The sequence below is a fragment of the Kibdelosporangium aridum genome (assembly GCF_900176515.1).
Lineage (GTDB): Bacteria > Actinomycetota > Actinomycetes > Mycobacteriales > Pseudonocardiaceae > Kibdelosporangium > Kibdelosporangium aridum.
The window spans coordinates 372,684-393,768 of the sequence record NZ_FWXV01000004.1 but is presented as its reverse complement, the minus strand read 5'-3'; the positions used below and the strand labels follow the sequence as shown (position 1 = coordinate 393,768).

Here is a 21,085-nt window from a genome sequence, read left to right as displayed (position 1 = left end):
GGGTAGGACCGTCCCCCTAAGGGTGGTCCTACCCTGGGGTGACGCGCATCGACGACGGGTGGGCCTACTGTCGGACGCATGTCGATTGACCACACCGCGCTCGGCACCATCGACGGCGGTTTGACCTCGGCCGAGGTCGCCGAGCGCGTTGCCGCGGGCAAGACCAACGACGTACCCGCGCGGGCCAGCCGCACGGTCGGCCAGATCGTCCGGGCGAACGTGCTCACCCGGATCAACGCGATCTACGGTGTGCTGTTCGCGATCATCATGTCCACCGGGTACTTCCTGGACGGCATGTTCGGCCTGTTGATCATCTTCAACAGCGGTATCGGCATGATCCAGGAGCTGCGGGCCAAGCGGACGCTGGAGAAACTGGCCATCGTCGGGCAGGCGCGGCCGACCGTCCGGCGGGACGGCGCGCCCGTCGAGCTGGCGCCGAACGAGATCGTGCTCGACGACGTGATCGAACTCGGCCCGGGCGACAAGATCGTCGTCGACGGCGTGGTGCTGGCCGCCGACTCGCTGGAGATCGACGAGTCACTGCTCACCGGCGAGTCCGACCCGGTCGTGAAACACCCCGGCCACCAGGTGCTGTCCGGCAGTTTCGTGGTCGCGGGCAGCGGCACGTACCGGGCGACCAAGGTCGGCAGGGACGCGTACGCCGCCAAGCTGGCCGAGGAGGCCAGCAAGTTCACGCTGGTCAAGTCCGAACTGCGGTCCGGCATCGACAAGATCCTCAAGTTCATCACGTTCCTGCTGATCCCGGCGGGTGCGCTGACCATCTACAACCAGCTGTTCAACGTCAACGAGTCGCTCGCCGACGCCCTGCGCGGGATGGTCGCCGCGCTCGTGCCGATGGTGCCCGAGGGGCTCGTCCTGATGACCAGCATCGCGTTCGCCGTCGGGGTGATCCGGCTGGGCCAGCGCCAATGCCTCGTCCAGGAGTTGCCCGCGATCGAAGGCCTCGCGCGCGTGGACGTCGTGTGCGCGGACAAGACCGGCACGCTGACTGAGAACGGCATGCGGCTGTCCGAAGTCCGTAGCGCCAACGGCGACGCTTCGGTAACCCTCGCGTTGGCTGCGTTGGCCCGTACCGAAGCCCGGCCCAACGCGAGCCTGCTCGCGATCGCGGAGGCGTACCCCGACGACCCGGGCTGGCACGCCACCGCCGTCGCGCCGTTCTCGTCCGCTCGCAAGTGGAGCGGCGCCAGCTTCACCGACCACGGCCACTGGGTCCTCGGCGCGCCAGACGTGTTGCTGCCAGCCGGTGACGCCGCCCGTGCCGAGGCCGAACAGATCGGGTCGCAGGGCCTGCGTGTCCTGCTGCTCGGCCGGACCGATGTGTCCCTCGACTCTCCCGAGGCGCCGGGCACGGTCCGTGCTGCCGCGCTTGTCGTGCTGGAGCAGAAGGTCCGCCCGGACGCCAAGGACACCTTGGACTACTTCGCCTCCCAGAACGTGACGGTGAAGGTCATCTCCGGCGACAACGCGCTGTCCGTCGGCGCCGTCGCGGCCTCGTTGGACCTGCCCAACTCCGCGGACCCGATCGACGCCCGAAACCTCCCCGAGGACAAGGAAGAACTCGCTTCGGTCCTCGAGGAGCGTGCCGTTTTCGGCCGCGTCACCCCCGCGCAGAAACGCTCAATGGTCGGCGCCCTCCAATCCCGCAAACACACCGTGGCCATGACCGGTGACGGCGTGAACGACGTGCTGGCGTTGAAGGACGCCGACATTGGCGTCGCCATGGGCTCCGGCAGCCCCGCAACCAGGGCCGTCGCCCAAATCGTGTTGCTGGACAACAAGTTCGCCACCCTCCCGCACGTCGTCGGCGAGGGCAGGCGGGTGATCGGCAACATCGAACGCGTCTCGAACCTGTTCCTGACCAAGACGGTCTACTCGGTGATCCTCGCCCTGATGGTCGGGATCGCGCAGGTCAACTACCCATTCCTGCCCCGGCACGTGACAGTGATCGCCTGGTTCACCATCGGCATCCCAGCCTTCGTACTGTCCCTGGCCCCCAACAACGAACGCGCCCGTACCGGCTTCGTCGGCAGAGTCATGCGCATGGCCATCCCATCCGGCGCGATCATCGCCACAGCAACGTTTGTGGCCTACATGCTCGTCCACAACGAAACCACCAGTGAGCGCGCAGGCACGACCGCACTGATCACCCTGATGATCGTCGCCCTGTGGGTCCTCGCAATCGTGGCGCGCCCCTACAAGTGGTGGAAGATCGGCCTGATCGCCCTGATGTCGGCGGCCTCACTGCTGCTGTTCGTCCTGCCCTTCACCCAACGCTTCTTCGCCCTCGACCCCACCAACACCAGTTACACGATGCTGGCAATCGGCATCGCCGCCATCGGCGTCGTCCTGGTCGAAATCGTCTGGTGGATCCAACGCAAACTCATGCCACCACCCATCGAAGACTGAACGTGGACAATCCGGCGGCCCTCAAGGCAACCACTGTGTGCGGACTAACGGGTCAGGCGGCTTTGCGGTCGTGGCTGGCTGGCCGCAACCATGGCCTGGTCGGCCCGGCCCGCCGATCATCGTCCGGCGCCGCCTCGCCCTGCGAAATCTCCGAGTCATCCTGGCGCGCAGTGGGCGCGGGATCGCCGCCCTGCTTGTGCTCACGCTGCACGAGGTACAGCAGCGCGACTCCGGCCAGCAGCGGGATGTGCGACAACAACCGCGATGCCGGAACGCCGATCGTCGCCAAGTCGATCACGGAGAACACGACCAAAGCCGCGACGAACACCCCGACGGCGGGCAGCAACCCACTGGCCCGCTTGGTCTGCCACGCGGCCGCGAGCATCGCGAGCCCCAGCGCCAAGTTCCACGCCGCGCCTTCGCTGATCAGGTGCGGTGTCAACGTGGCGCCATGTGCCGAATGCGTGTCTGTGCCGAACAACTGGGCTACGGCGAGCAGCAACTGGATCAGGCCGACCCCTGCCAGCGCTATCCGGGCGAGCGGCTTACGACGTGGCGCCGTCTCTGCCAGTACCGAGGACACCAGGTCCGGTGTCGGCACGAATGAACGCACCTTCACGCGGCGGTTGAGGTCCATCGCGGCGGCGTACCAGTCCTGGCAGGACGCGCAGGTTTCCAGGTGCGCGTCCACCTCGGCCGCTGGCGCTGCCTCGTCTTCGCCGTCCAGCCGGGCGGACAGGGCCTGGATGCACGTCCCACAGTCCATGTCTACATAGTCGCCCGTGACGGCCGGGTAGTTCCCGTCAGCCCTTGCGCTCGAACAGCGCGAGCAACTCGAGCCTGCCGAACATCCGCGCTGTGTCCACCGCGGACGGCGTTCCGGCGAACGGGTCCGCCCCGCCGTCCAGCAAGGCCTCGACCACGCCGTCCGAGGCTTTGAACACCGCTCCCGCGAGCGGTGTCTGGCCTCGGTCGTTCGCTTTGTTCGTGTCCGCGCCCCGGTTGACCAGCGTGGACACCGCTTCGACGTGCCCGTGGTACGCCGCCAGCATGATCAGGGTGTCGCCTACCTCGTTGCTGAGGTTCACCGGCACGCCGCCGTCGATCAGCTCCGCCAGGCGTCCGGCGTCGCCTTCCCTGGCCGCGGCGAAGGCCGCCTCTTGGTCTCCCACAGTGATCAGGGTGGCACACCCCGCTGACTAGGGCATAACGGTCCGATGACCGGGCCGCTGAATGCGCAGATAACGTTTTGGAAATGTTTTGCGCGCGATGAATACGACCAGTCGTCGATTGACCGCCGTAAGTGATATCAATACGGAGCGCTTTCGGTTGATCGCCTGGCGTGAATGCGACCGAGTGCCGACATGAGAACGGGTAGCCCACGTCCATCGCGTTTCATGGACATGAACTACCCGGTCAGCGTGCCCCCGACCGGATTCGAACCGGCACTCCAACCCTTTTAAGGGGCTTGCCTCTGCCTGTTGGGCTACGGGGGCGCGTGAAGCCTAAGCGTTCCGGCGCTCCCTTTGGAGCCACTTTCCGACAACTCATCCAGCTGGCCTATCGAATTGGTCCACTCAGCTCTTCGCTGCTCGGGTGAATTCGGTCTTCGGGTCCTGGATCTGTCCCATCGAGATGACCTCCCGGCGGAACACGAATGCGCCCAGCCAGTCGAACATGATGCGCACCTTGCGGTTGAAGGTGGGCATCCGCGACAGGTGGTACGCCCGGTGCAGGCCCCAAGCGAGGAAGCCCTTCAGCCGGATCACCCCGAGCACATCGGTAACACCTTTATAGAGGCCCAGCGAGGCCACAGAGCCCTGGTACTTGTGGACATAGGGTTTCTGCTTCTTGCCCCGCAGCGCGGCCAGCACGTTGGGCACCAGCCGCTTGGCCTGACGAACCGCGTGCTGAGCCGACGGGCTGCACGTGGCTGTCGGGTCTTCGGCAGTGCGCGACAGGTCCGGCACGGCGGCGTTGTCGCCGGCCGCCCACGCGTCCGAGAGGCCTTCGACCTGCAGTTCGGCGGTGCACCGGACCCGGCCGCGCTGGTCGAGCGGCAGGTCGGTGTTGGCCAGCATCGGGTTGGCCTTGACGCCCGCGGTCCAGATGATCGTGTCCGCGTCGAACTCCGTGCCGTCGTCGAGGATCACGTGGCCGTTCTCCAACGACTTGGCCCGCGTGTCGAGGAACACCTCGATCCCGCGCTTCTCAAGCACCTTCACGGTGTAGACGCCCATCTTGGCGCTCACCTCGGGCATGATCCGGTTGGACGCCTCGACGAGCACCCAGCGCATGTCCTTGGCGCTGATCGTGTCGTAGTAGCGAACCGCGTACCGGGCCATGTCCTCCAGCTCGGCCAACGCCTCGACACCGGCGTACCCGCCGCCGATGACGACGAAGGACAGCAGCTTGCGCCGCAGCTCCGGGTCACTGGTCGACTCGGCGAGGTCGAGCCGCGACAAGACGTGGTTACGGAGGTAGATCGCCTCACCCACGGTCTTGAAGCCGACGCCCCGCTCCTCAAGGCCGGGGATCGGCAGCAGCCGGGACACCGAACCGAGCGCGCTGATCAACAGGTCGTACTCGACCGAGTCGGTGTGCCCGTCGATGGACTCGACGGTCGCCGTCTTGGCCGCGTGGTCGATCTTGGTGACCCGGCCGGTCAGCACGTGACAACGGCGCAGGACCTTGCGCAGCGGCACCACAACGTGGCGCGGCTCGATGGATCCCGCTGCCGCTTCCGGCAGGAACGGCTGATAGGTCATGTGCGGCTGGGGGTCGACGACCGTGACCGACGCTTCGAGCGACCGCAGTTTCTTCTGCAGGCCCAACGCCGTGTACAGCCCGACATACCCACCGCCGACGATGAGGATCCGCTTCGGCTGCTTCTTGCCCTTGGCCATGACCCTATGGTCGCACCATCTCGCTGGCCCCGCCCGTCACCCCTGGTCAGGTGTGACCCCGGTCGCGAACTGACGATTGGTTCACTGTGGACGCTTCATGATCAACCGCGTCGCGAGGACCGCGAGCAAAGCCGCACCTGCCAACGCCGCGACCTCCAATGCCGCTGGTGTAACGGTTTTCGGCACGAGTGCGGCGACACCGGCCAGACCGAAGACGATCACCTGCACGATGGCGAACCGGATGGCGGCCGGGCGCAGCGCGGCGAGGTGGATCCGGGCAGTGCTCGGAATCACAGCGGCGAACGCGCATCCGATGTGGACGAGATGGACGAGCGGAATCAGTGCGAGAACTCCGATCTCCAGCGCGCCACCCGTGAGCATGACCGCCGTCACGGCCGTGGCCGCGATCAGCACCGCGGGCGCGGGCGTGCCGGGCGCCGTGACGGACAACACGCCGATCAAAGCGATGACTCCCAACGGAAACACGTCGGCGCCCTGGCCGGCGAGCAAGATCGAAATCAGGACGACGGCACACAAAACGGCGCCACGCAACGTCCACGCGGGCAGTCCAGCGGTGAGTTTCGTTTCCGGGAGGTTCATCGCCGCCGCCCCCTTGCCAGCACGCGCAGTGTGGCGGACACCTCATCGCCCCACCGGAGAACTGGAATTCCGTGTTCCCGCAACGTTTCCAGCCGGACCGTGTGCTCGGCACGCAACACCTTCAGCACCGCCTCACCCCACGGGTCCCCGGCGGCGGGAACGAGCGGATCGGGCAACAAGTCCATTGCCAGCACACGGATTCCACGCCGGGCGACGGTCGCGGTGAGCTCCACCATGGCGTCGTCGAGGAACGGTGAGAGCACCATCACCAACGACCCCGTGGGCGCTTGCCGCGGCCGTAACACCGGTCTCGGGGCCCATCCCGCTGAGCGGGCACAGATCACCAGTTGATGCCGCAGCTTCAACAGCTGCCTCGGCCCGGTTCCCGGCGCGAGGCTCAACTGCGGGCGGCCAAGATCCACCAGACCGACGCGATCCCCTTGCCGCAGGTAGCTGGCGGCGAGCGAACACGCGGCCTGTACGGAAGTGTCGAGCGAACCGCCCACTCGTACGCCGTTGCCGACCAGCGCGGTCGACCACTCGGCTAGTTCGGCGCCGACGTCCACCCGCGTGTCGATCGCGAGCACCAAGGAGGCATCAGCATCGGCGTGCCGCTCACGAACGTGCAGCATGCTCGGCGACATCACCCCACCCGCGGACGCCGACGCGCGCAGCGACACACGCCAGTCGACCCGTCGCAGCCGGTCACCCGGTTGGAACGCACGGATGTCCCTGAGCTCCGTGCTGTCGCCAGGGCGCGGTGAGCGATGGACGCCGACCAGGCCTGATGGCCGTGGCGGCAGCGGTCCGGCAGGCAGCAGCTTGACCGGCGGCAGGATGGTCCTACGGCCTTCGGTACCCACGACCGGACCGAACACGCGGAGCGCGTCGGGTCCCGCGAACAGACGGTCCAGTCGTAGATCCACGCCCTCGCCCCAGCCGCCGTACCCCAGTGTCGTGCGGACGTTCTTGACCGTCCCTGGCAGCAGGTGAACGGGACCAACGCCGCGTACTTTGCCGTGCGGCGCACGCAACGCGACGAGCTCAACGCCCGGGTCCGCGTCGATCTCGAAGACCGCCTCGGCCAGTTGTGCCTGTTCCAACGCCCTCGGCAGCTTGGGCTGACGGACGTCCGGCTCGCCTGGCTGGGGGCGCGCCATCGCCAACAGCGCGCTGATCAGCAGCGGAGCGCCGAAGAGGACCAGCGCGAGCTGATGCACCAGGACACCCGCGACGATCAGTCCGACGCCGACGACGACCGCCCGGTACATCGCGTCGGTGTTGCGCCACCGTCCGGTGTCCCGCTGCGTGCGCATCCACTTCAGGACGCGGTTGCTCATCTCGTGCTCGCCGGTCCCGGCACCTGGCCGAGCAACTCGGTGACAACTTGGACGGCGGTCGCGCCGGTGCTCCACGTCTCCGCGCGGAGCGTCAACCGATGCGCCAACGCGGCGACAGCGCACTCCTTGACGTCCTCCGGAAGCACGAACTCCCGGCCGTCGAGGACCGCGAGACACCGTGAGACCAGCAACAACGCCTGCGAACCACGTGGCGACGCGCCGATTTCGACGGTCGGGTACTGCCTGGTCGCGGCCGCGAGATCCACGCAGTACCGCAGCACGTCCGGGTCGATGTCGACCCGCTCGACGCTGGCCTGCAGGTGCCTCAGGCGTTCCGCGTCGATCACCGGAGCGACTTCGGTCTCCTCGCGGCGGCGGGCCAGCCTTCGGCGGAGCACTTCGGCTTCTTCCTCGGCGGGCGGGTAGCCGACGTCCAGCCGCAGCATGAACCGGTCAAGCTGAGCTTCCGGCAACGGGTATGTGCCTTCGTACTCAACGGGGTTGGCGGTCGCCAGGACGTGGAACGGGAGCTGCAGCACGTGTGTGTGGCCTTCGACCGTGACTTGCCGTTCCTGCATGGCTTCCAGCAACGCGGACTGGGTTTTCGGTGGTGTGCGGTTGATCTCGTCGGCCAGCAGCAGGCCGGTGAAGACGGGGCCCGGCCGGAAGCTGAACTCCCGCTCGGTCGGGTCGTAGAGGTACGAGCCGGTCACATCCGCGGGCAGCAGGTCGGGTGTGCACTGCAGTCGTTTGAAGTCCAGACCAAGCGCTTGGGCAAGGCTGCGTGCCAGCAGGGTCTTCCCCAGTCCTGGCACGTCTTCCAGCAACACGTGGCCGCCCGCGAGCACTGCGGCCAGCGCCAGCCGCGTCGTGCGCTCGCGGCCGACGACAACGGTGCCGACGGCATCGAGCACGGCACGGCAGTCGGCCGCGATCACGTCCACACTGAGTCCGTTTTGGACGTCCGAGGATGGCACTGTGGTCACTTTTCCTCCAGACGGCCGAGCAGTTCAGCCAGCCGGTCCGGGGACGGCAGTTGCGCGTCCCGCTTGGTGATCAATGCGTGCAGTTCGTCGCCCAGTACGTCCCGCGCACGGTCATCGCCGAGGCTGATCCCCTTGCGCCGCAGCGTGTCCGCGGCGAGGCGGCGGAGTCGCGGCTGGATTCGTGTTCGGAACCGGCCTGGATCCTTGGCGGCCTCGGCGAGCCTGGACGACAGGGAACTGGCCTGATGCATGGTCAAAGTCTCGTCCGGTATGGGCAACGACTGCCAACTCGGCGCGGCGACACCGAGGGCCACCAGCGCCATGACCGTGACCGCGGAGATCGGAAGTGCGACGACGATCGACCAGAACACCGGCATCGCCATCAGCCAACCCGCCAGAACGGCGATGACCGCGCCGATGACAATGGCGATAAGGACGGCGTTCAACGGCTTCATATTGTTTCCAACGCTCGTCGCGCCTGGCTCGCGTCATCCTCGGTGATACTGCCCGGCTTGCCGAACCGGGCCCGGTGATAGAGCCTCCGCAATGTTCGCAAGGCCTGTTCGTCGGCATTCTGTCCCGCTAGGACAGCGGCAGTGAATTCGGTCGGCGTCTGATGCGGCTGACGTTCAATCCCAGTCCGCGCAGCCGACTCCTCAAGTTCAACCCAAGCGGCAATGACCGCGTCGGATGGCGGTCCCCCGATTTTCCGGTCCATTTCCACCAACGCACGCCGGGAAGCGTCGGTCAACCACGACTCATTGCCGGTAACGGTCTCGTCAGCGAGCGCAACGCGCACCCGCGTCCGTTTTCGCCGATAGAAGCGGATGCTGCTCAATGCGACGAGCACCATCGCGAACCCGAACAAGACCGCGGCCAGCACCACAATGACCAGCGCACCCACCCCGTACGCCACCGGCTCAGACGAAATCGGCGGTACGCCGAATGGCGGATCTCCCGCGTCGGAGCCCAGCCCCAGCCCGAACTCCGGCGTGCCCCGCGGAATGCCCGAGCTCCCCCGCGCCGCCACCACCGCGAGCAAGAGGAAGGCCGCGACCGAGAGCAACACCGGCAACCGGACTTTCATCTACCGAGCATCCCAAACTCGCCGCGGTCATGGGACGAATATCCGCCGTTCGCCGCTCTCTGGTGCTTCAGACGCGGTGGGCCGGACCTCGAATGCGCCGAGCAGTTCATCGACCAGCGCGACCATGGACATCTTGATCTCGTCACGGTCGCCGAGGCCGATCTCGGCATCCGCGGCGAGCACCGGCAGCAAGTCCTCCGGACCTGCCGCAAGTTCACGAAGATCCCGTACCGTCTGCTCCACCACCTCGCCCGCGAGGCTGTTCGAGGCGAGCTGGCCGAAGCGTTGAGCCAACGACGCCGTGTCGACAGCACGGAGCAACCGGAGCACATCAAGCCCGTCTTTCGGCTTGAGCCGGTGTGGCTGGTCGCGCCGTTCAGCGACCTTGATGACCTTCGAAACGATGAGCGCGGCCGGGCCAGCCACTTTGATCTCGAAGGATCGTGGGTCACCGCTTGCCAGAGCTTTGATCGTCCGACTCTCGTTGTCGATCACCGCCGCTTCGAGTCCGAACGTTCTGCGGGCGGTGAACTTGTCGTCGTGCGGCGGGCGAAGGTTGGCTGACCGGCGGCCGCCTCGGCCGCACAACGCCTCGGGAGCCATCAGGTCGACCGCGATCTGACCAGGCCCCAACCACGTCCCCGGTTGACTGCCTGGAACGAATCCCGCGGCACGCATCGCTTCAACGATCGACGGTTCATCCGCCAACCTGTCGGGCACCAAAGCCAGGTCCGCATCGGTGGTAGTCGGCGCCGTGACGAAGTCCGCGCCGCCCGCGTGCACATAAACCGCTTGGGCGCCAACAAGTACCACCGCGTCGCGGTGGGGACCCAGTCCGTCAAGGGCGTCCAGCAACACAGCACGCGCCTTGAGGTACTCCTGCGGAATCATCATTCCCAACCTGGTTCAGCCGATGCGAGCACTGCCAGCACTTGTTCAGCTTCTTCACTTGACCGTCCAGGACCGGTCATCAGGTCCGCCACGACCTGCGCGGGAGCGGCATAGACGAGCCCGTCCACGACCCGCGACTTCGCGTGGACGACGTCGTCATAGGGCCGCATGACCATCACGTTCGCTCCGCGGTCAACGGCCTTCAAGCCCAACTGGCGCATCAAGCCAACGGGATCTTCGGCATACAGACTCAACAAGACGAGCGGAGACACAGGTGTCACGCTGTCCGGTAGGTACGCCCGTGCCGCAGCGGAGCCCGTCAGGGCGAACCGTATGTCCACAAGCGACAGTTCGTCCAGCGCATGGTTCACCCCGCGCGGGTCGAGCGCGGTGATGACCTCGTTGGCGTTCAGGACTTGGTAATCCTGCACCCAGCGGTCGATCAGCGCCCGCTTGCGGACAGCGGTCACCACGCCGTCTTCGTCTCGATCGACAACCGCCTCCCGGTCGAGCAGTCCAAGAACCCTCGCACTTGTCCCCCCGCCGACGCCCGCTCGCACGGCAAGCTCTCGCACGCCTACAGGCAGTGCGGTCTCCGACAGCTCCAGAACTACTTTGGCGGCGGCCGAACCGCGAAGGGATTTGAGCAGCCGATCGGATGGATCACGCATGTCGTTTCGTTCGGCACCAACACGATCGACGACCACGACCGGATCGTCGAGCCGCAGTCGCAGATTGCCAGTGACGTCGAACCATCCCATCTGGTGTCCATCGAGTTGAGCACGAGTCGTCGGGGACACGAACGGCGCAGCCAGCATCCGTCCGGCGATCCGCATCCCTTTGTTCACCGCGGCCCGCGTGAACGCGTCGATCTGGCGGGCGATGGCAGCTACGTCGCGTGGCACGACAATGCGGTTTTTGCACTCGACCAACACCACTGAGCTCGTGCCATCCGGCGCTCGCAGAGTGAGCAGTGCGTCCATCTCATGCATGCGGGCGGCCCCAGCCGACAGCACCACCGATCTCTCGACGGTGACCGACCAGGTGGAGGGCAGCACCGAACGCACAGTCTCTTCGAGCGACTGGATGAGCTGAGGCTCGGTTGTTCCAGGTCTCCGGCCGTTCCGTGACACATGGAACATGCTAGTTTGCGGAACAGTATTTGGCCACTCGACGGCCGAACGCCGCGCTATGCGCCGCTGATTGCCTTCGCCTTGGCGAGGATGGCCTCGAGCATGGGTGGGGTGAGTTTGCCGGTGAAGGTGTTCTGCTGGCTGACGTGGTAACAGCCGAGCAGCGTCAAATCCGGCCCGTCGTCGACGGCAGGCAACGTCAGCTCCGCCCCATGGGCGAATTTGGGACGTGGGATCGGCACCTGCCAATTGGCCAGGGCGGGCATCAGCGCCTGCCAGCCGAACGCGCCCAGCACCACCACGCATCGCAAGGTCGCCCGGAGCAGTGCGAACTCGCGGACGAGCCAAGGACGGCACGCATCCCGTTCGGCGGGTGTCGGCTTGTTCTCCGGTGGCGCGCAATGCACGGGTGCGGTGATGCGCACGCCGTAGAGCTCCAGGCCGTCGCCGACGTGAGTCGACGTCGGCTGGGAGGCGAGGCCGACGGCGTGCAGCGCCGCGTAGAGGAAGTCGCCGGAGCGGTCGCCGGTGAACATTCGGCCGGTTCGGTTGGCGCCGTGGGCGGCTGGGGCGAGTCCGACGATCGCTATCCGGGCATCCGGCGGCCCGAACCCGGGTACTGGGCGGCCCCAGTAGGTCTGGTCACGGAACGCCGCGCGCTTCTCCGCTGCCACCTGTTCGCGCCAGCGCACGAGGCGGGGGCAGGATCGGCACGACGTGACCGCTTCGTCCAGTTCATCCAGGGTCTCCGGCACGGTTCAAGATTCTTCACCACATAGGGTGCGCGCATGGCAGAGAACGAGGAGCAGCCGAAGCCGGCCGACCCGACCGACGACCTTGTCACGACCAGTCACACACTGGGTGACCTTGCGTACACCGCCACTGCCGGCCGCGTGGTCCTGCGCCGTGAGATCCTCACCGACGGCAAGTTCGACGGCCACCTGGCCAAGGCCGAGGTTTTCATGACCACCTACACCTTGGACGGTGCCGACGCCGCGACCCGGCCGGTGACGTTCGCGTTCAACGGTGGCCCCGGGTCGTCGAGTGTGTGGCTGCACCTCGGCCTGTTCGGCCCGCGGCGGGTCTTGTCCGGTGACGCGGGCGATCTCGCCAAGCCGCCCTACGAACTGGTCGACAACCCCGAATCGCTGCTCCGGCACAGCGACCTCGTCTTCATCGACCCGGTGTCGACCGGGTACTCGCGGGCCACCAAGGGCGAGAAACCCGGCGACTTCCACGGTTTCAGCTCCGACATCGAATCGGTCGGCGAGGTCATCCGGCTGTGGACGTCCCGCAATCAGCGTTGGCTGTCACCGAAATTCCTCGCCGGCGAGTCCTACGGCACCCTGCGTGCGGCGGGGCTCGCGGAGCACCTGCAGTCGCGGCATGGCATGTATCTCAACGGGATCATGCTGATCTCGTCCGTGCTCGACTTCGGCACGATCGACTTCAACGAAGGCAACGACCTGCCGTACGTCCTGTTCCTGCCGACCTACGCGGCCATCGCGCACTACCACGGCCTGCACGGCGACCGCTCGCTGGAAGACGTGCTCGCCGAAGCCGAGGAGTTCGCCAGCCGTGACTACCCATGGGCCCTCGCCCAAGGCGCCCGGCTCGCCGACCGTCAATCCATTGTGGACAAAATCGCCGGTTTGACCGGTCTCTCGGCGGATTTCGTCGACCGGGTGAACCTGCGCATCGAACACGTCCGGTTCTTCACCGAGGTACTACGCCACCGCCGTTGCGTCACCGGCCGGCTCGACGCCCGATTCCTGGGCTGGGACAACGACTACGGCCGTGAGCTGATGAGCGAGGACCCGTCGTTCTCGGCGATCCTCGGCCCGTACACGGCCGCACTGAATCACTACGTGCGCGCAGAGTTGAACTACGCCAACGATTTGCCGTACGAGATCCTGACCGGCAACGTGCATCCTTGGTCTTTCAAGGAGTTCGAGAACGCCTCGGTCACGGTCGTCGAAAAGCTCTCCGCGGCCATGCGCGCCAACCACAACCTCAAGGTGCACGTTGCTTCCGGGTACCACGACGGCGCGACCCCGTACTACGCGGCCGAACACGTGATCGCACACCTTGCCATCCCGGAGGAGTTGCGCGGGAACGTCGAGACGAAGTACTACCCGGCCGGGCACATGATGTACGTCCACGAGCCCAGCCGGTTGCAGCAGTCCGAGGACCTCGCGGCCTTCATCCGCACGTCCTGGTGACAAGCCAACGGCCGCAAACCCAGCGCGGGTTTGCGGCCGTTGAGAACCAAGCGGATTACTTCAGGAACTTCGCTCCACCAACGATGGCTTGGTAAGCGTCGATCTGGCCGTGACCGTAGAAGCCGTTGAACTCCAGGTCACCCTCACAGGTCGCGGTCCAGTCGGCCGGACGCTCCGGGTAGGTGACCGTCCGCGGCGTCGGGCACGGGGTCGCGGTCGCGGTGCCCTCGAGCACCCGCTCGACCTTGGTCGGGTCGAGGCTGACATCGTTGCCCTTGAACTTGCCGTAGGTGCTGATGATCAGCGCCGCGACACCGGTCGCATGCGGGGCGGCCATCGAGGTGCCCTGCAGCGGCTTGTAGTACGCGCCCGGCCGGTCGAGCTTGACCACGCCGACCGCCGCGCCACCGGGGGTGACGTTGCCAGCCGCATCCACATAGCCCTCTTCGACCAGGACCTTCTGCGGGTACGTCGACAGGATGTTGTTGTCGTAGCTCTTGAACCACGGCGTGCCGGGGTAGTCGAAGCGGAAACCACCCGGCGCGGACACCGAGATCTGCTCCAACCCGTAAGTGGAGAAGTCGGACTTGTTGCCCGACGGGCCGTACGCCGACACGTTGATCACGTTCGGGTGCTCGGACGGCATCGACTGGCAGGTCGCGTTGTCGATCGTCCGGTTGTGCGCTGTGTTCAGCGGGAAGTCCGGGCTGGAGGTGTCCGGCTTCGGCTTGCCCGCGTCCGTCGCGTCGTTGCCGTACGCGGAGATCAACGTGACGCCCTTGCGGTGCGCGTAGTTCAGCGCCCGCGTCATGGCCGTCTTGATCATCCGCTGCTGTGCCTGCTGCTCCGGCGTGTCGGCCGGGTTGTTGTCGCAGTTGTACAGCCACGGGTCCACGTAGAACGACATGTTGACCACGTCGATGCCGTTGTCGGCGGCGTAGGTCAGTGCGTTCACGGTCGGCTGCAGGAAGAAGAACCCGTAGTCCTGGCCTGCCCGCAGGTTCACAATGGACACGCCAGGGGCCACACCGGACAGGCCGAAGCCGTTGGCTGCCGCGGCAACGGTTCCAGCCACGTGCGTGCCGTGGCCGCCGTGGTCCACATCGGCCGGGTCGACGCAGCCGCGGTACTCACACGGACCGTCGATCTCGTTGCCGAGCTCGTCGAACGGGATGTCCTTGGTGAAGTTGCGCGACAGCTTGCGGTCGAAGTTCGGCGCGATGTCCGGGTGGGACGCTTCCACACCGGTGTCGATGATGCCGACCTTGACGCGCTTGTCACCGATTGTCTTGTCCCGCGCCAGGTCCGCGCGGATCGACTTCAGGCCCCACAGCTGCTCGTCCAGCGGGTCGAGGCCGACCGGCGTCTTGGCCTGGTTCTGGTTCTTGTTGCCGGTGCCGCGTTCCTTCTCGACGTCCTTGTCGCGCTTCTTCTTCCCGGCGCCGGGAGCGTGACCGATCGTCTGCGACTTGGTCGCCGACATGACCGAGCCGTTACGGGCAAGCCGCTCGGTGAAGCCGTTCGCGGGCGCCTTCGCGGTCAGCAGGCCGACCGCGTCGTTGCGCTCGAGAATCGTTCCGCCGGCGGCCTTCACGGCCTGCTCGACCTGAGTGGCCGAGGCGCCGTCCTTGGTCAGCACGTTGAACTCGACCGGCGCGCCGGACAGCTGGGGCAACGCCGACACAGTCGGCGCGGCCATCAGCGTCACCAGCAGCGGCAGAGCCGACGCGGCGATGATTGTCTTCCTCATAGGTAATCTGCTCCACTCACGATTGCCTGCAAGGCATCGACCTGGCCCGCACCGTAGAACCCGTTGAACTCCGGGCCGCCGAGGCAGGTGGCAGTGTACGTTTCGTCGCGGTCCGGGTAGTCCAGGACTCGCGGAGTCGGGCACGGGGTCTTGGTCGCGGTGCCCTGCATGACCCGCTCGACCCGGTCGGGGTTCAACAGCACGCCACCTCGGGCGTCGTAGTTGCCGAACTTGCTCACGATCAGCGCGGCGACACCGGCGGCGTGTGGCGACGCCATCGAAGTGCCCTGCAGCCACTGGTAGAACGCAAGTGTGCCGTCCGGCTTGACCTCCCGCATGACCTTCAGCGCGGCACCGGGCGGAAGGATGTTCCCGGCAGCGTCGATGTGACCGGCGGCGAACGCCACGTTGCGCGGGTACGCCGACAGGATGGTGTTCTCCCGCGTCTGGTACCAAGGCGTGCCGAAGTAGTCACGGAAGTAACCACCAGGGGCCGACACCGAGATCTGCTCGGTGCCCCAGTTCGAGTAGTCGGCCTTCATGCCCGACGGGCCGTACGAGGCGACGCCGATGCTGTGCGGGCCTTCGATCGGCAGCGACAGGCAGCTGGCGTTGTCGATCGTCCGCGGGTGCGCGGTGTTCGCCGGGTAGTTCGGGCTGCTGGCGTCCGGCTGCGGAGCGCCGAGGTCGGAGTGCTGGTTGCCCAGCGACACGACCTGCGTCACGCCCTTGCGGTACGCGTAGTCCATCGCACGGCTGATCGCGGCCTTGATGGTCCGCTGCTCCGCCTGCTGCTCTGGGGTGTCCGCCGGGTTGTTGTCGCAGTTGTACAGCCACGGGTCGACGAAGAACGACATGTTCACCACGTCGAGCCCGGCGTCACCGGCGTAGGTCATCGCGTTGACGACCGGCTGCAGGAAGAAGGAACCGGAATCCTGCGCGCCCCGGATGTTCACAATGGACACTCCGGGGGCCACGCCGGACAGGCCGAAGCCGTCGGCTGCCGCCGCGATGGTGCCGGCGACGTGCGTGCCGTGCCCGTTGTCGTCCCAGTCGGACGGGTCGACACAGCCACGGAACTCACATGGGCCGTCGACGACCTGGCCAAGCTCATCCATCGGGATGTCCTTGGCGAAGTTGCGTGACAGCGCGCGGTCGAAGTTCGGCGCGATGTCCGGGTGCTTGCCGTCCACGCCGGTGTCCAGGATGCCGACCTTGACGCGCTTGTCGCCGATGGTGTGGTCACGCGCCAGGTCGGCGCGGATCGACGTCAGTCCCCAGAGGTTGCTGTCCAGCGGGTCCATCCCCACCGACTGCGCGGCGGACCGGGACTGGGCCTTGTCCTGCTTGGCCTCGGCCGCCTTCTGCAGCGCCGGGCTCGGTGAGGAAGCCGACTTCGTGGCTTCCTTCTCCACGTCCGGCTTCGGTGCCGACTTGGTCTTCGGTGCGTGACCGACAGCGCGGGCCTTGGCCGCGGCGCTCACGCCCCGTGCTTTGCTGACACGCTCGGTGAAACCCTGCTCGGGCGCGGCGACCGTGATCAAACCGATCGCGGCGTTGCGGTCGACGACCCGGCCCCCAGCCGCACGTGCGGCTGCCTCGATCGTCTCGACGCTCGTACCGGGTGCGGCGAGCACGTTGTAGTCGACGCTCTTTCCTTGCAGTCGCGGTAACGCCGACGCAGCCGGCGCCGTGACCGCGGTCAGTGTGGCGAACAGCGGTAAGGCCGCTATCGCCAACACGGTTTTGCGTCTCACGAAATCTCCCTTTCTGCCCCTACTACGACATGCGCCTCAGCGAAATGGCAGGCGCTCGGGTGCCCCGCCACCCGGGTGATGAGTTCTGGTTCCTCCTCCGCGCAGATATCCTGCGCCTTCCAGCACCGCGTTCGGAACCGACATCCGGAGGGTGGATTGACCGGACTTGGCACATCTCCGGTCAGCCGGATCACTTCCCGCCGTCCACGCAGTTGCGGATCCGGCACCGGCACCGCGGAAAGCAGCGCCTGGGTGTACGGATGGGACGGCTGGCCGTAAATTTCCTCCTCGGTCCCGATTTCGACAACCTTCCCCAGGTACATCACCGCGACCCGGTCGGAAAGGTGCCTGACCACGGACAAATCGTGTGCGATGAACACATAGGACAGACCGAATTCGCGCTGCAGCTCGCCGAGCAGGTTCATCACCTGAGCCTGGATCGAGACGTCCAATGCGGACACCGGCTCGTCGCAGATGATGACCTTCGGTCGCAGTGCGAGCGCACGGGCGATGCCGATGCGCTGCCGTTGACCGCCGGAGAACTGGTGCGGATAGCGGTTGATGTGCTCCGGATTCAGTCCGACGACGTCCAGCAGTTCCCGGACCTTGCCTTCCCGTGACCCTTTCGGCGCGACTTCCGGGTGAATCTCGAACGGCTCACCGATGATGTCGCCGACCGTCATGCGCGGGTTGAGGGACGTGTACGGATCCTGCAGCACGATTTGAATATTCCGGCGCAGCCTGCGCAGATCGTTGCCGCGCAGCGCGAACATGTCCTTGCCCTCGAACAACGCCGTCCCACTCGTCGGTGGTTCGAGTCGCATGAGCACCTGGGCGAGTGTGGACTTCCCGCAGCCCGATTCGCCGACAATGCCGAGAGTCTCGCCCTTTTTCAGCTCGAACGACACCCCATCGACCGCTTTCACGTGCCCGATCGTGCGTTTGAACAGCACGCCGACCCGGACCGGGAAGTGCTTGACCAGGTCGCGGACTTCGAGAATCGCCTCAGCCATGGGTGATCAGCTCCTCGGCGAAGTGGCATGCGGAGTAACGGCCGCCGCCCAACTGGTGGTAGTCCGGGACCTCTTGCTTGCACCTGTCGACCGCGCGCGGGCACCGCGGGTGGAACGGGCACCCGGACGGGATGTTGGCCAGGCTCGGCGGCAAGCCCTTGATCGCCTTGAGTTCCTGGCCCTTCAGGTCCAGCCGCGGCAGCGACTGCAGCAACGCCTCGGTGTACGGGTGCGCTGGATTGCGGAACAAGGAGAACACGTCTGCCTGCTCCACGATCCGGCCCGCGTACATCACCGCGATCCGGTCGGCGACTTCGGCGACCACGCCGAGGTCGTGGGTGATCAGGATCAGTCCCATGTCCCGTTCACGCTGGATTTCCCGCAGCAGGTCCATGATCTGGGCCTGCACGGTGACGTCCAGTGCGGTGGTCGGCTCGTCGGCGATCAGCAGTTCCGGATCCAGCGCCAGCGACATCGCGATCATCGCGCGTTGCCGCATACCGCCGGAGAACTCGTGCGGGTAGTTGCGGACCCGCCCCTTGGCGTTGGGGATCTTGACCAGGTCGAGCAGTTCGATGGCGCGTTTGCGGGCCTCGGCCTTGCCCATACCGCGCCGGACCTTCAACTGCTCCTCGATCTGGAACCCGACGGTGAACACCGGGTTCAACGCCGACAACGCGTCCTGGAAGATCATCGCGATGCCGTCGCCGCGGACCTCCATCCGCCGGGACGGCTTCGCCTTGAGCAGTTCCTCGCCGTGGAACCGGACCTCGCCGCCGAGGATCACCGCAGGCGGCATGTCCAGGATGCCCATGATCGTCTGCGCGGTCACGCTCTTGCCGGAGCCCGATTCGCCGAGTACCGCGAGGGTCTCCCCGGCCATGACGTGATACGACACTCCATTGAGGACACTCGCGACGCCGTCGCCGGTGCGGAACTCCACCCGCAGGTCCTCGACCTCGAGCAGCGGCGTCGTGTCGGATGGTGTCTCGTCCGGCGCCACGAACTCGCCCTTCTCTCCGTCGTACACTGTGGACATTCGCTTCACCGTGACTTCGGGTCGAGGGCGTCGCGCACCGCGTCGCCGAGCATGACGAACGCCAGCACGGTGATGGTCACCAGGCCGGCCGGGAACAGCAACTCGTGCGGCGATGTCTGCACGTAGTCCTTGGCATCGTTGATCATCACGCCCCAGGACACCACCGGCGGCCGCACCCCGATGCCCAGGTACGCCAGCGTCGCCTCGACACCGATGAACGCACCGAGCGCGATGGTGGCGTAGACCAGCACCGGAGCGACGGTGTTGGGGAACATGTGCCGGAAGATGATCCGGGGCGTGCTCGCACCCAGCGCCCGTGCCGCCTTCACGTAGTCCAGTTGCTTGGCCACGATCGTCGCCGAACGCATGATGCGCATGGACACCGGCCAGGACAGCACCGCGATCGACAGGACGACCTGGACCACGATCGTCGTCTCACTGGGACTGGTGCCCGGCGGGTTGAGCGTGGTCAGGATGACGATCGCGCCGAGCACGAACGGCAAGCCGGCGAAGATGTCGCCGAAACGCGAGATGAACGTGTCGGTCAACTTGCCGTAGAACCCCGCGATGATGCCCATCAAGGAGCCGATGAGCACCGTGAGGATCGTCGCCAGCAGACCGACGAGCAACGACGCGCGGGCGCCGTGCATGGCACGGGCCCAGATGTCGTAGCCCTGGAACGAATAGCCGAACCAGGCGTCCGCGGACGGTGGCTGGCTCTGCAGGTCCAGGTTGTTGAAGTCGGCCGGGCGCGAGGTGAAGATGCTGGGGAACAGCGCCATCAGCACGATCACGACGATGATCACGCCGGAGATGTAGAACATCGGCTTGCGGCGCAGCTGCACCCACGCGTCACCCCAGAGACTGCGGGGTTTGCGTTGCCGCTGCGCGGAATCGTCGACGGCCGCCAGGTCGGTGGCCTCGTGGCTGGCCATATCCTCCAGCGCCGGGCCGCCGCCGACGGAGCCAGGGTCAGTCATATCGGATCCTCGGGTCGAGAACGGCGTACAGCAGGTCGACGATCAGGCTCATGATCAGGTACACCAGCACCAGCAGCACCACGATGGTGGTGACCATGAAGCCTTCTTTTTCCGCGATGCTGCGGAAGATCAGCCCACCGATGCCGTTGATGTTGAACACGCCCTCGGTCACGATCGCCCCGCCCATCAGCGAACCGAGGTCGGTGCCGAGGAACGTGATGACCGGGATGGCCGAGTTGCGCAGCAGGTGGACACCGACCACACGACGGGCAGGCTGGCCCTTCGCGATCGCCGTGCGGACGAAGTCCGCGCGTCTGTTCTCGGCGATGCTGGTGCGGGTGAGCCTGGTGATGTAGGCCATCGAGATGCTGCCGATCACGAAGCCCGGCACGATCAGCTCGTCGAACCGAGCCTCCGAGGACACCGTCGGATCGATGATCCCCAACTCGTTGCCGAGCACGATCTGCAGGATCGAGCCGGTGACGAAGACCGGGATGGAGATCAGGACCAGCGTCGAGACCAGCACCAGGTTGTCCAGGAAGCTCTTGTTGGTCCGCAGGCCGGTCAGCACACCGGCGGTGACCCCGATGAGGATCTGGATGACCAGGGCGATCAACGCGAGCCGGACCGTGATCGGGTAGGCGTTGCCGATCAGCTCGCCGATCGAGTTGCCGTTGAAGGTGGTGCCGAAGTCCCCGGTAAACAGTTTGCCGAGGTAGCCGAAGTACTGGAAGATCAGAGGCTGATCGAGGCCGTACCTCGCGGTCATCGCCTCGATGAAGTCGGGCGGGCACTGCCGGTCGCCGCACTTGCCCGCGAACGGATCACCCGGAACGGCCCAGACAAGGGCGTAGATCAGAAAAGTGGTCCCGAGAAAGACCGGGACGAACTGCAATAGGCGTCGCAGCACATAGCGACCCATGCGTCCACTCCTAGAACGTGGTGGGAGCT

At 66.3% G+C, this 21,085-nt stretch carries 19 protein-coding genes and 1 tRNA gene; 2 read left to right on the top strand and 18 right to left on the bottom strand.

What is annotated here, in order from left to right; all coding sequences use genetic code 11:
- The first annotated feature begins 78 nt into the window (after positions 1-78).
- Positions 79-2,430, top strand: a complete 2,352-nt coding sequence (locus B9C43_RS25610) for a cation-translocating P-type ATPase (protein WP_084429608.1) — start codon at positions 79-81, stop codon at positions 2,428-2,430.
- 52 nt (positions 2,431-2,482) lie between these two features.
- Here the strand turns inward: B9C43_RS25610 and B9C43_RS25605 are convergent, their stop codons facing one another.
- The 12 genes from B9C43_RS25605 to B9C43_RS25550 all read right to left on the bottom strand — a co-directional run bounded on the left by B9C43_RS25605 (position 2,483) and on the right by B9C43_RS25550 (position 12,128).
- The gene (locus B9C43_RS25605) at positions 2,483-3,196 is read right to left on the bottom strand and encodes a zf-HC2 domain-containing protein (RefSeq protein WP_084429607.1); all 714 of its coding nucleotides are present in this window, start codon (positions 3,194-3,196) and stop codon (positions 2,483-2,485) included.
- Between the two features lie 37 nt (positions 3,197-3,233).
- Positions 3,234-3,602, bottom strand: a complete 369-nt coding sequence (locus tag B9C43_RS25600; protein WP_033385168.1) for an ankyrin repeat domain-containing protein — start codon at positions 3,600-3,602, stop codon at positions 3,234-3,236.
- A gap of 250 nt (positions 3,603-3,852) precedes the next feature.
- Positions 3,853-3,926: transfer RNA gene (locus tag B9C43_RS25595), tRNA-Leu, on the bottom strand.
- An 81-nt stretch (positions 3,927-4,007) separates the two neighbouring features.
- Positions 4,008-5,336: an NAD(P)/FAD-dependent oxidoreductase gene (locus B9C43_RS25590; protein WP_033385170.1), complete on the bottom strand. Its 1,329-nt coding sequence runs from the start codon at positions 5,334-5,336 to the stop codon at positions 4,008-4,010.
- Between the two features lie 81 nt (positions 5,337-5,417).
- Positions 5,418-5,936 carry a hypothetical protein gene (locus tag B9C43_RS25585; protein ID WP_084429606.1) on the bottom strand — a complete coding sequence of 173 codons (519 nt, stop codon included), beginning with the start codon at positions 5,934-5,936 and terminating at the stop codon, positions 5,418-5,420.
- Entirely contained in the window at positions 5,933-7,276 is a 1,344-nt protein-coding gene (locus B9C43_RS25580) for a DUF58 domain-containing protein (protein WP_084429605.1), read from the bottom strand. Before B9C43_RS25580 ends, B9C43_RS25585 begins: the two co-directional genes overlap by 4 nt.
- A complete protein-coding gene (locus B9C43_RS25575) occupies positions 7,273-8,253 on the bottom strand; it encodes an AAA family ATPase (RefSeq protein ID WP_084429846.1) in 981 nt (326 codons plus the stop codon). The genes B9C43_RS25580 and B9C43_RS25575 overlap by 4 nt, the downstream gene beginning before the upstream one ends.
- Positions 8,254-8,258: 5 nt before the next feature.
- Positions 8,259-8,717 carry a hypothetical protein gene (locus tag B9C43_RS25570; protein WP_084429604.1) on the bottom strand — a complete coding sequence of 153 codons (459 nt, stop codon included), beginning with the start codon at positions 8,715-8,717 and terminating at the stop codon, positions 8,259-8,261.
- Positions 8,714-9,349: a DUF4129 domain-containing protein gene (locus B9C43_RS25565; protein ID WP_084429603.1), complete on the bottom strand. Its 636-nt coding sequence runs from the start codon at positions 9,347-9,349 to the stop codon at positions 8,714-8,716. Before B9C43_RS25565 ends, B9C43_RS25570 begins: the two co-directional genes overlap by 4 nt.
- Before the next feature lie 27 nt (positions 9,350-9,376).
- Positions 9,377-10,243, bottom strand: a complete 867-nt coding sequence (locus B9C43_RS25560) for a hypothetical protein (protein WP_200825693.1) — start codon at positions 10,241-10,243, stop codon at positions 9,377-9,379.
- Entirely contained in the window at positions 10,240-11,298 is a 1,059-nt protein-coding gene (locus tag B9C43_RS25555) for a type IV toxin-antitoxin system AbiEi family antitoxin (protein ID WP_160096690.1), read from the bottom strand. Before B9C43_RS25555 ends, B9C43_RS25560 begins: the two co-directional genes overlap by 4 nt.
- Positions 11,299-11,429: 131 nt before the next feature.
- Positions 11,430-12,128, bottom strand: coding sequence for a uracil-DNA glycosylase (locus B9C43_RS25550; RefSeq protein WP_084429601.1), 699 nt, complete (start codon positions 12,126-12,128; stop codon positions 11,430-11,432).
- A gap of 33 nt (positions 12,129-12,161) precedes the next feature.
- Here B9C43_RS25550 and B9C43_RS25545 point away from each other — a divergent pair, with 33 nt between their 5' ends.
- Complete coding sequence (locus B9C43_RS25545; protein WP_084429600.1) at positions 12,162-13,595, top strand: S10 family peptidase; 1,434 nt, start codon at positions 12,162-12,164, stop codon at positions 13,593-13,595.
- 55 nt (positions 13,596-13,650) lie between these two features.
- On the opposite strand, the gene B9C43_RS25540 is transcribed toward B9C43_RS25545, so the two are convergent.
- The 6 genes from B9C43_RS25540 to B9C43_RS25515 are packed head-to-tail and all read right to left on the bottom strand — an operon-like array spanning position 13,651 to position 21,056.
- Positions 13,651-15,345, bottom strand: coding sequence for a S8 family peptidase (locus tag B9C43_RS25540; RefSeq protein WP_084429599.1), 1,695 nt, complete (start codon positions 15,343-15,345; stop codon positions 13,651-13,653).
- Positions 15,342-17,102, bottom strand: coding sequence for a S8 family serine peptidase (locus B9C43_RS25535; RefSeq protein WP_235038827.1), 1,761 nt, complete (start codon positions 17,100-17,102; stop codon positions 15,342-15,344). The genes B9C43_RS25540 and B9C43_RS25535 overlap by 4 nt, the downstream gene beginning before the upstream one ends.
- Positions 17,099-18,115 (bottom strand): ABC transporter ATP-binding protein, encoded by a 1,017-nt coding sequence (locus tag B9C43_RS25530; protein WP_033385197.1) that lies wholly within the window; start codon positions 18,113-18,115, stop codon positions 17,099-17,101. The genes B9C43_RS25535 and B9C43_RS25530 overlap by 4 nt, the downstream gene beginning before the upstream one ends.
- A complete protein-coding gene (locus B9C43_RS25525; RefSeq protein ID WP_063751060.1) occupies positions 18,108-19,154 on the bottom strand; it encodes an ABC transporter ATP-binding protein in 1,047 nt (348 codons plus the stop codon). The genes B9C43_RS25530 and B9C43_RS25525 overlap by 8 nt, the downstream gene beginning before the upstream one ends.
- Positions 19,155-19,159: 5 nt before the next feature.
- Entirely contained in the window at positions 19,160-20,134 is a 975-nt protein-coding gene (locus B9C43_RS25520) for an ABC transporter permease (protein WP_033385198.1), read from the bottom strand.
- Positions 20,127-21,056: an ABC transporter permease gene (locus B9C43_RS25515; protein WP_033385200.1), complete on the bottom strand. Its 930-nt coding sequence runs from the start codon at positions 21,054-21,056 to the stop codon at positions 20,127-20,129. Before B9C43_RS25515 ends, B9C43_RS25520 begins: the two co-directional genes overlap by 8 nt.
- Between the last annotated feature and the right edge of the window lie 29 nt (positions 21,057-21,085).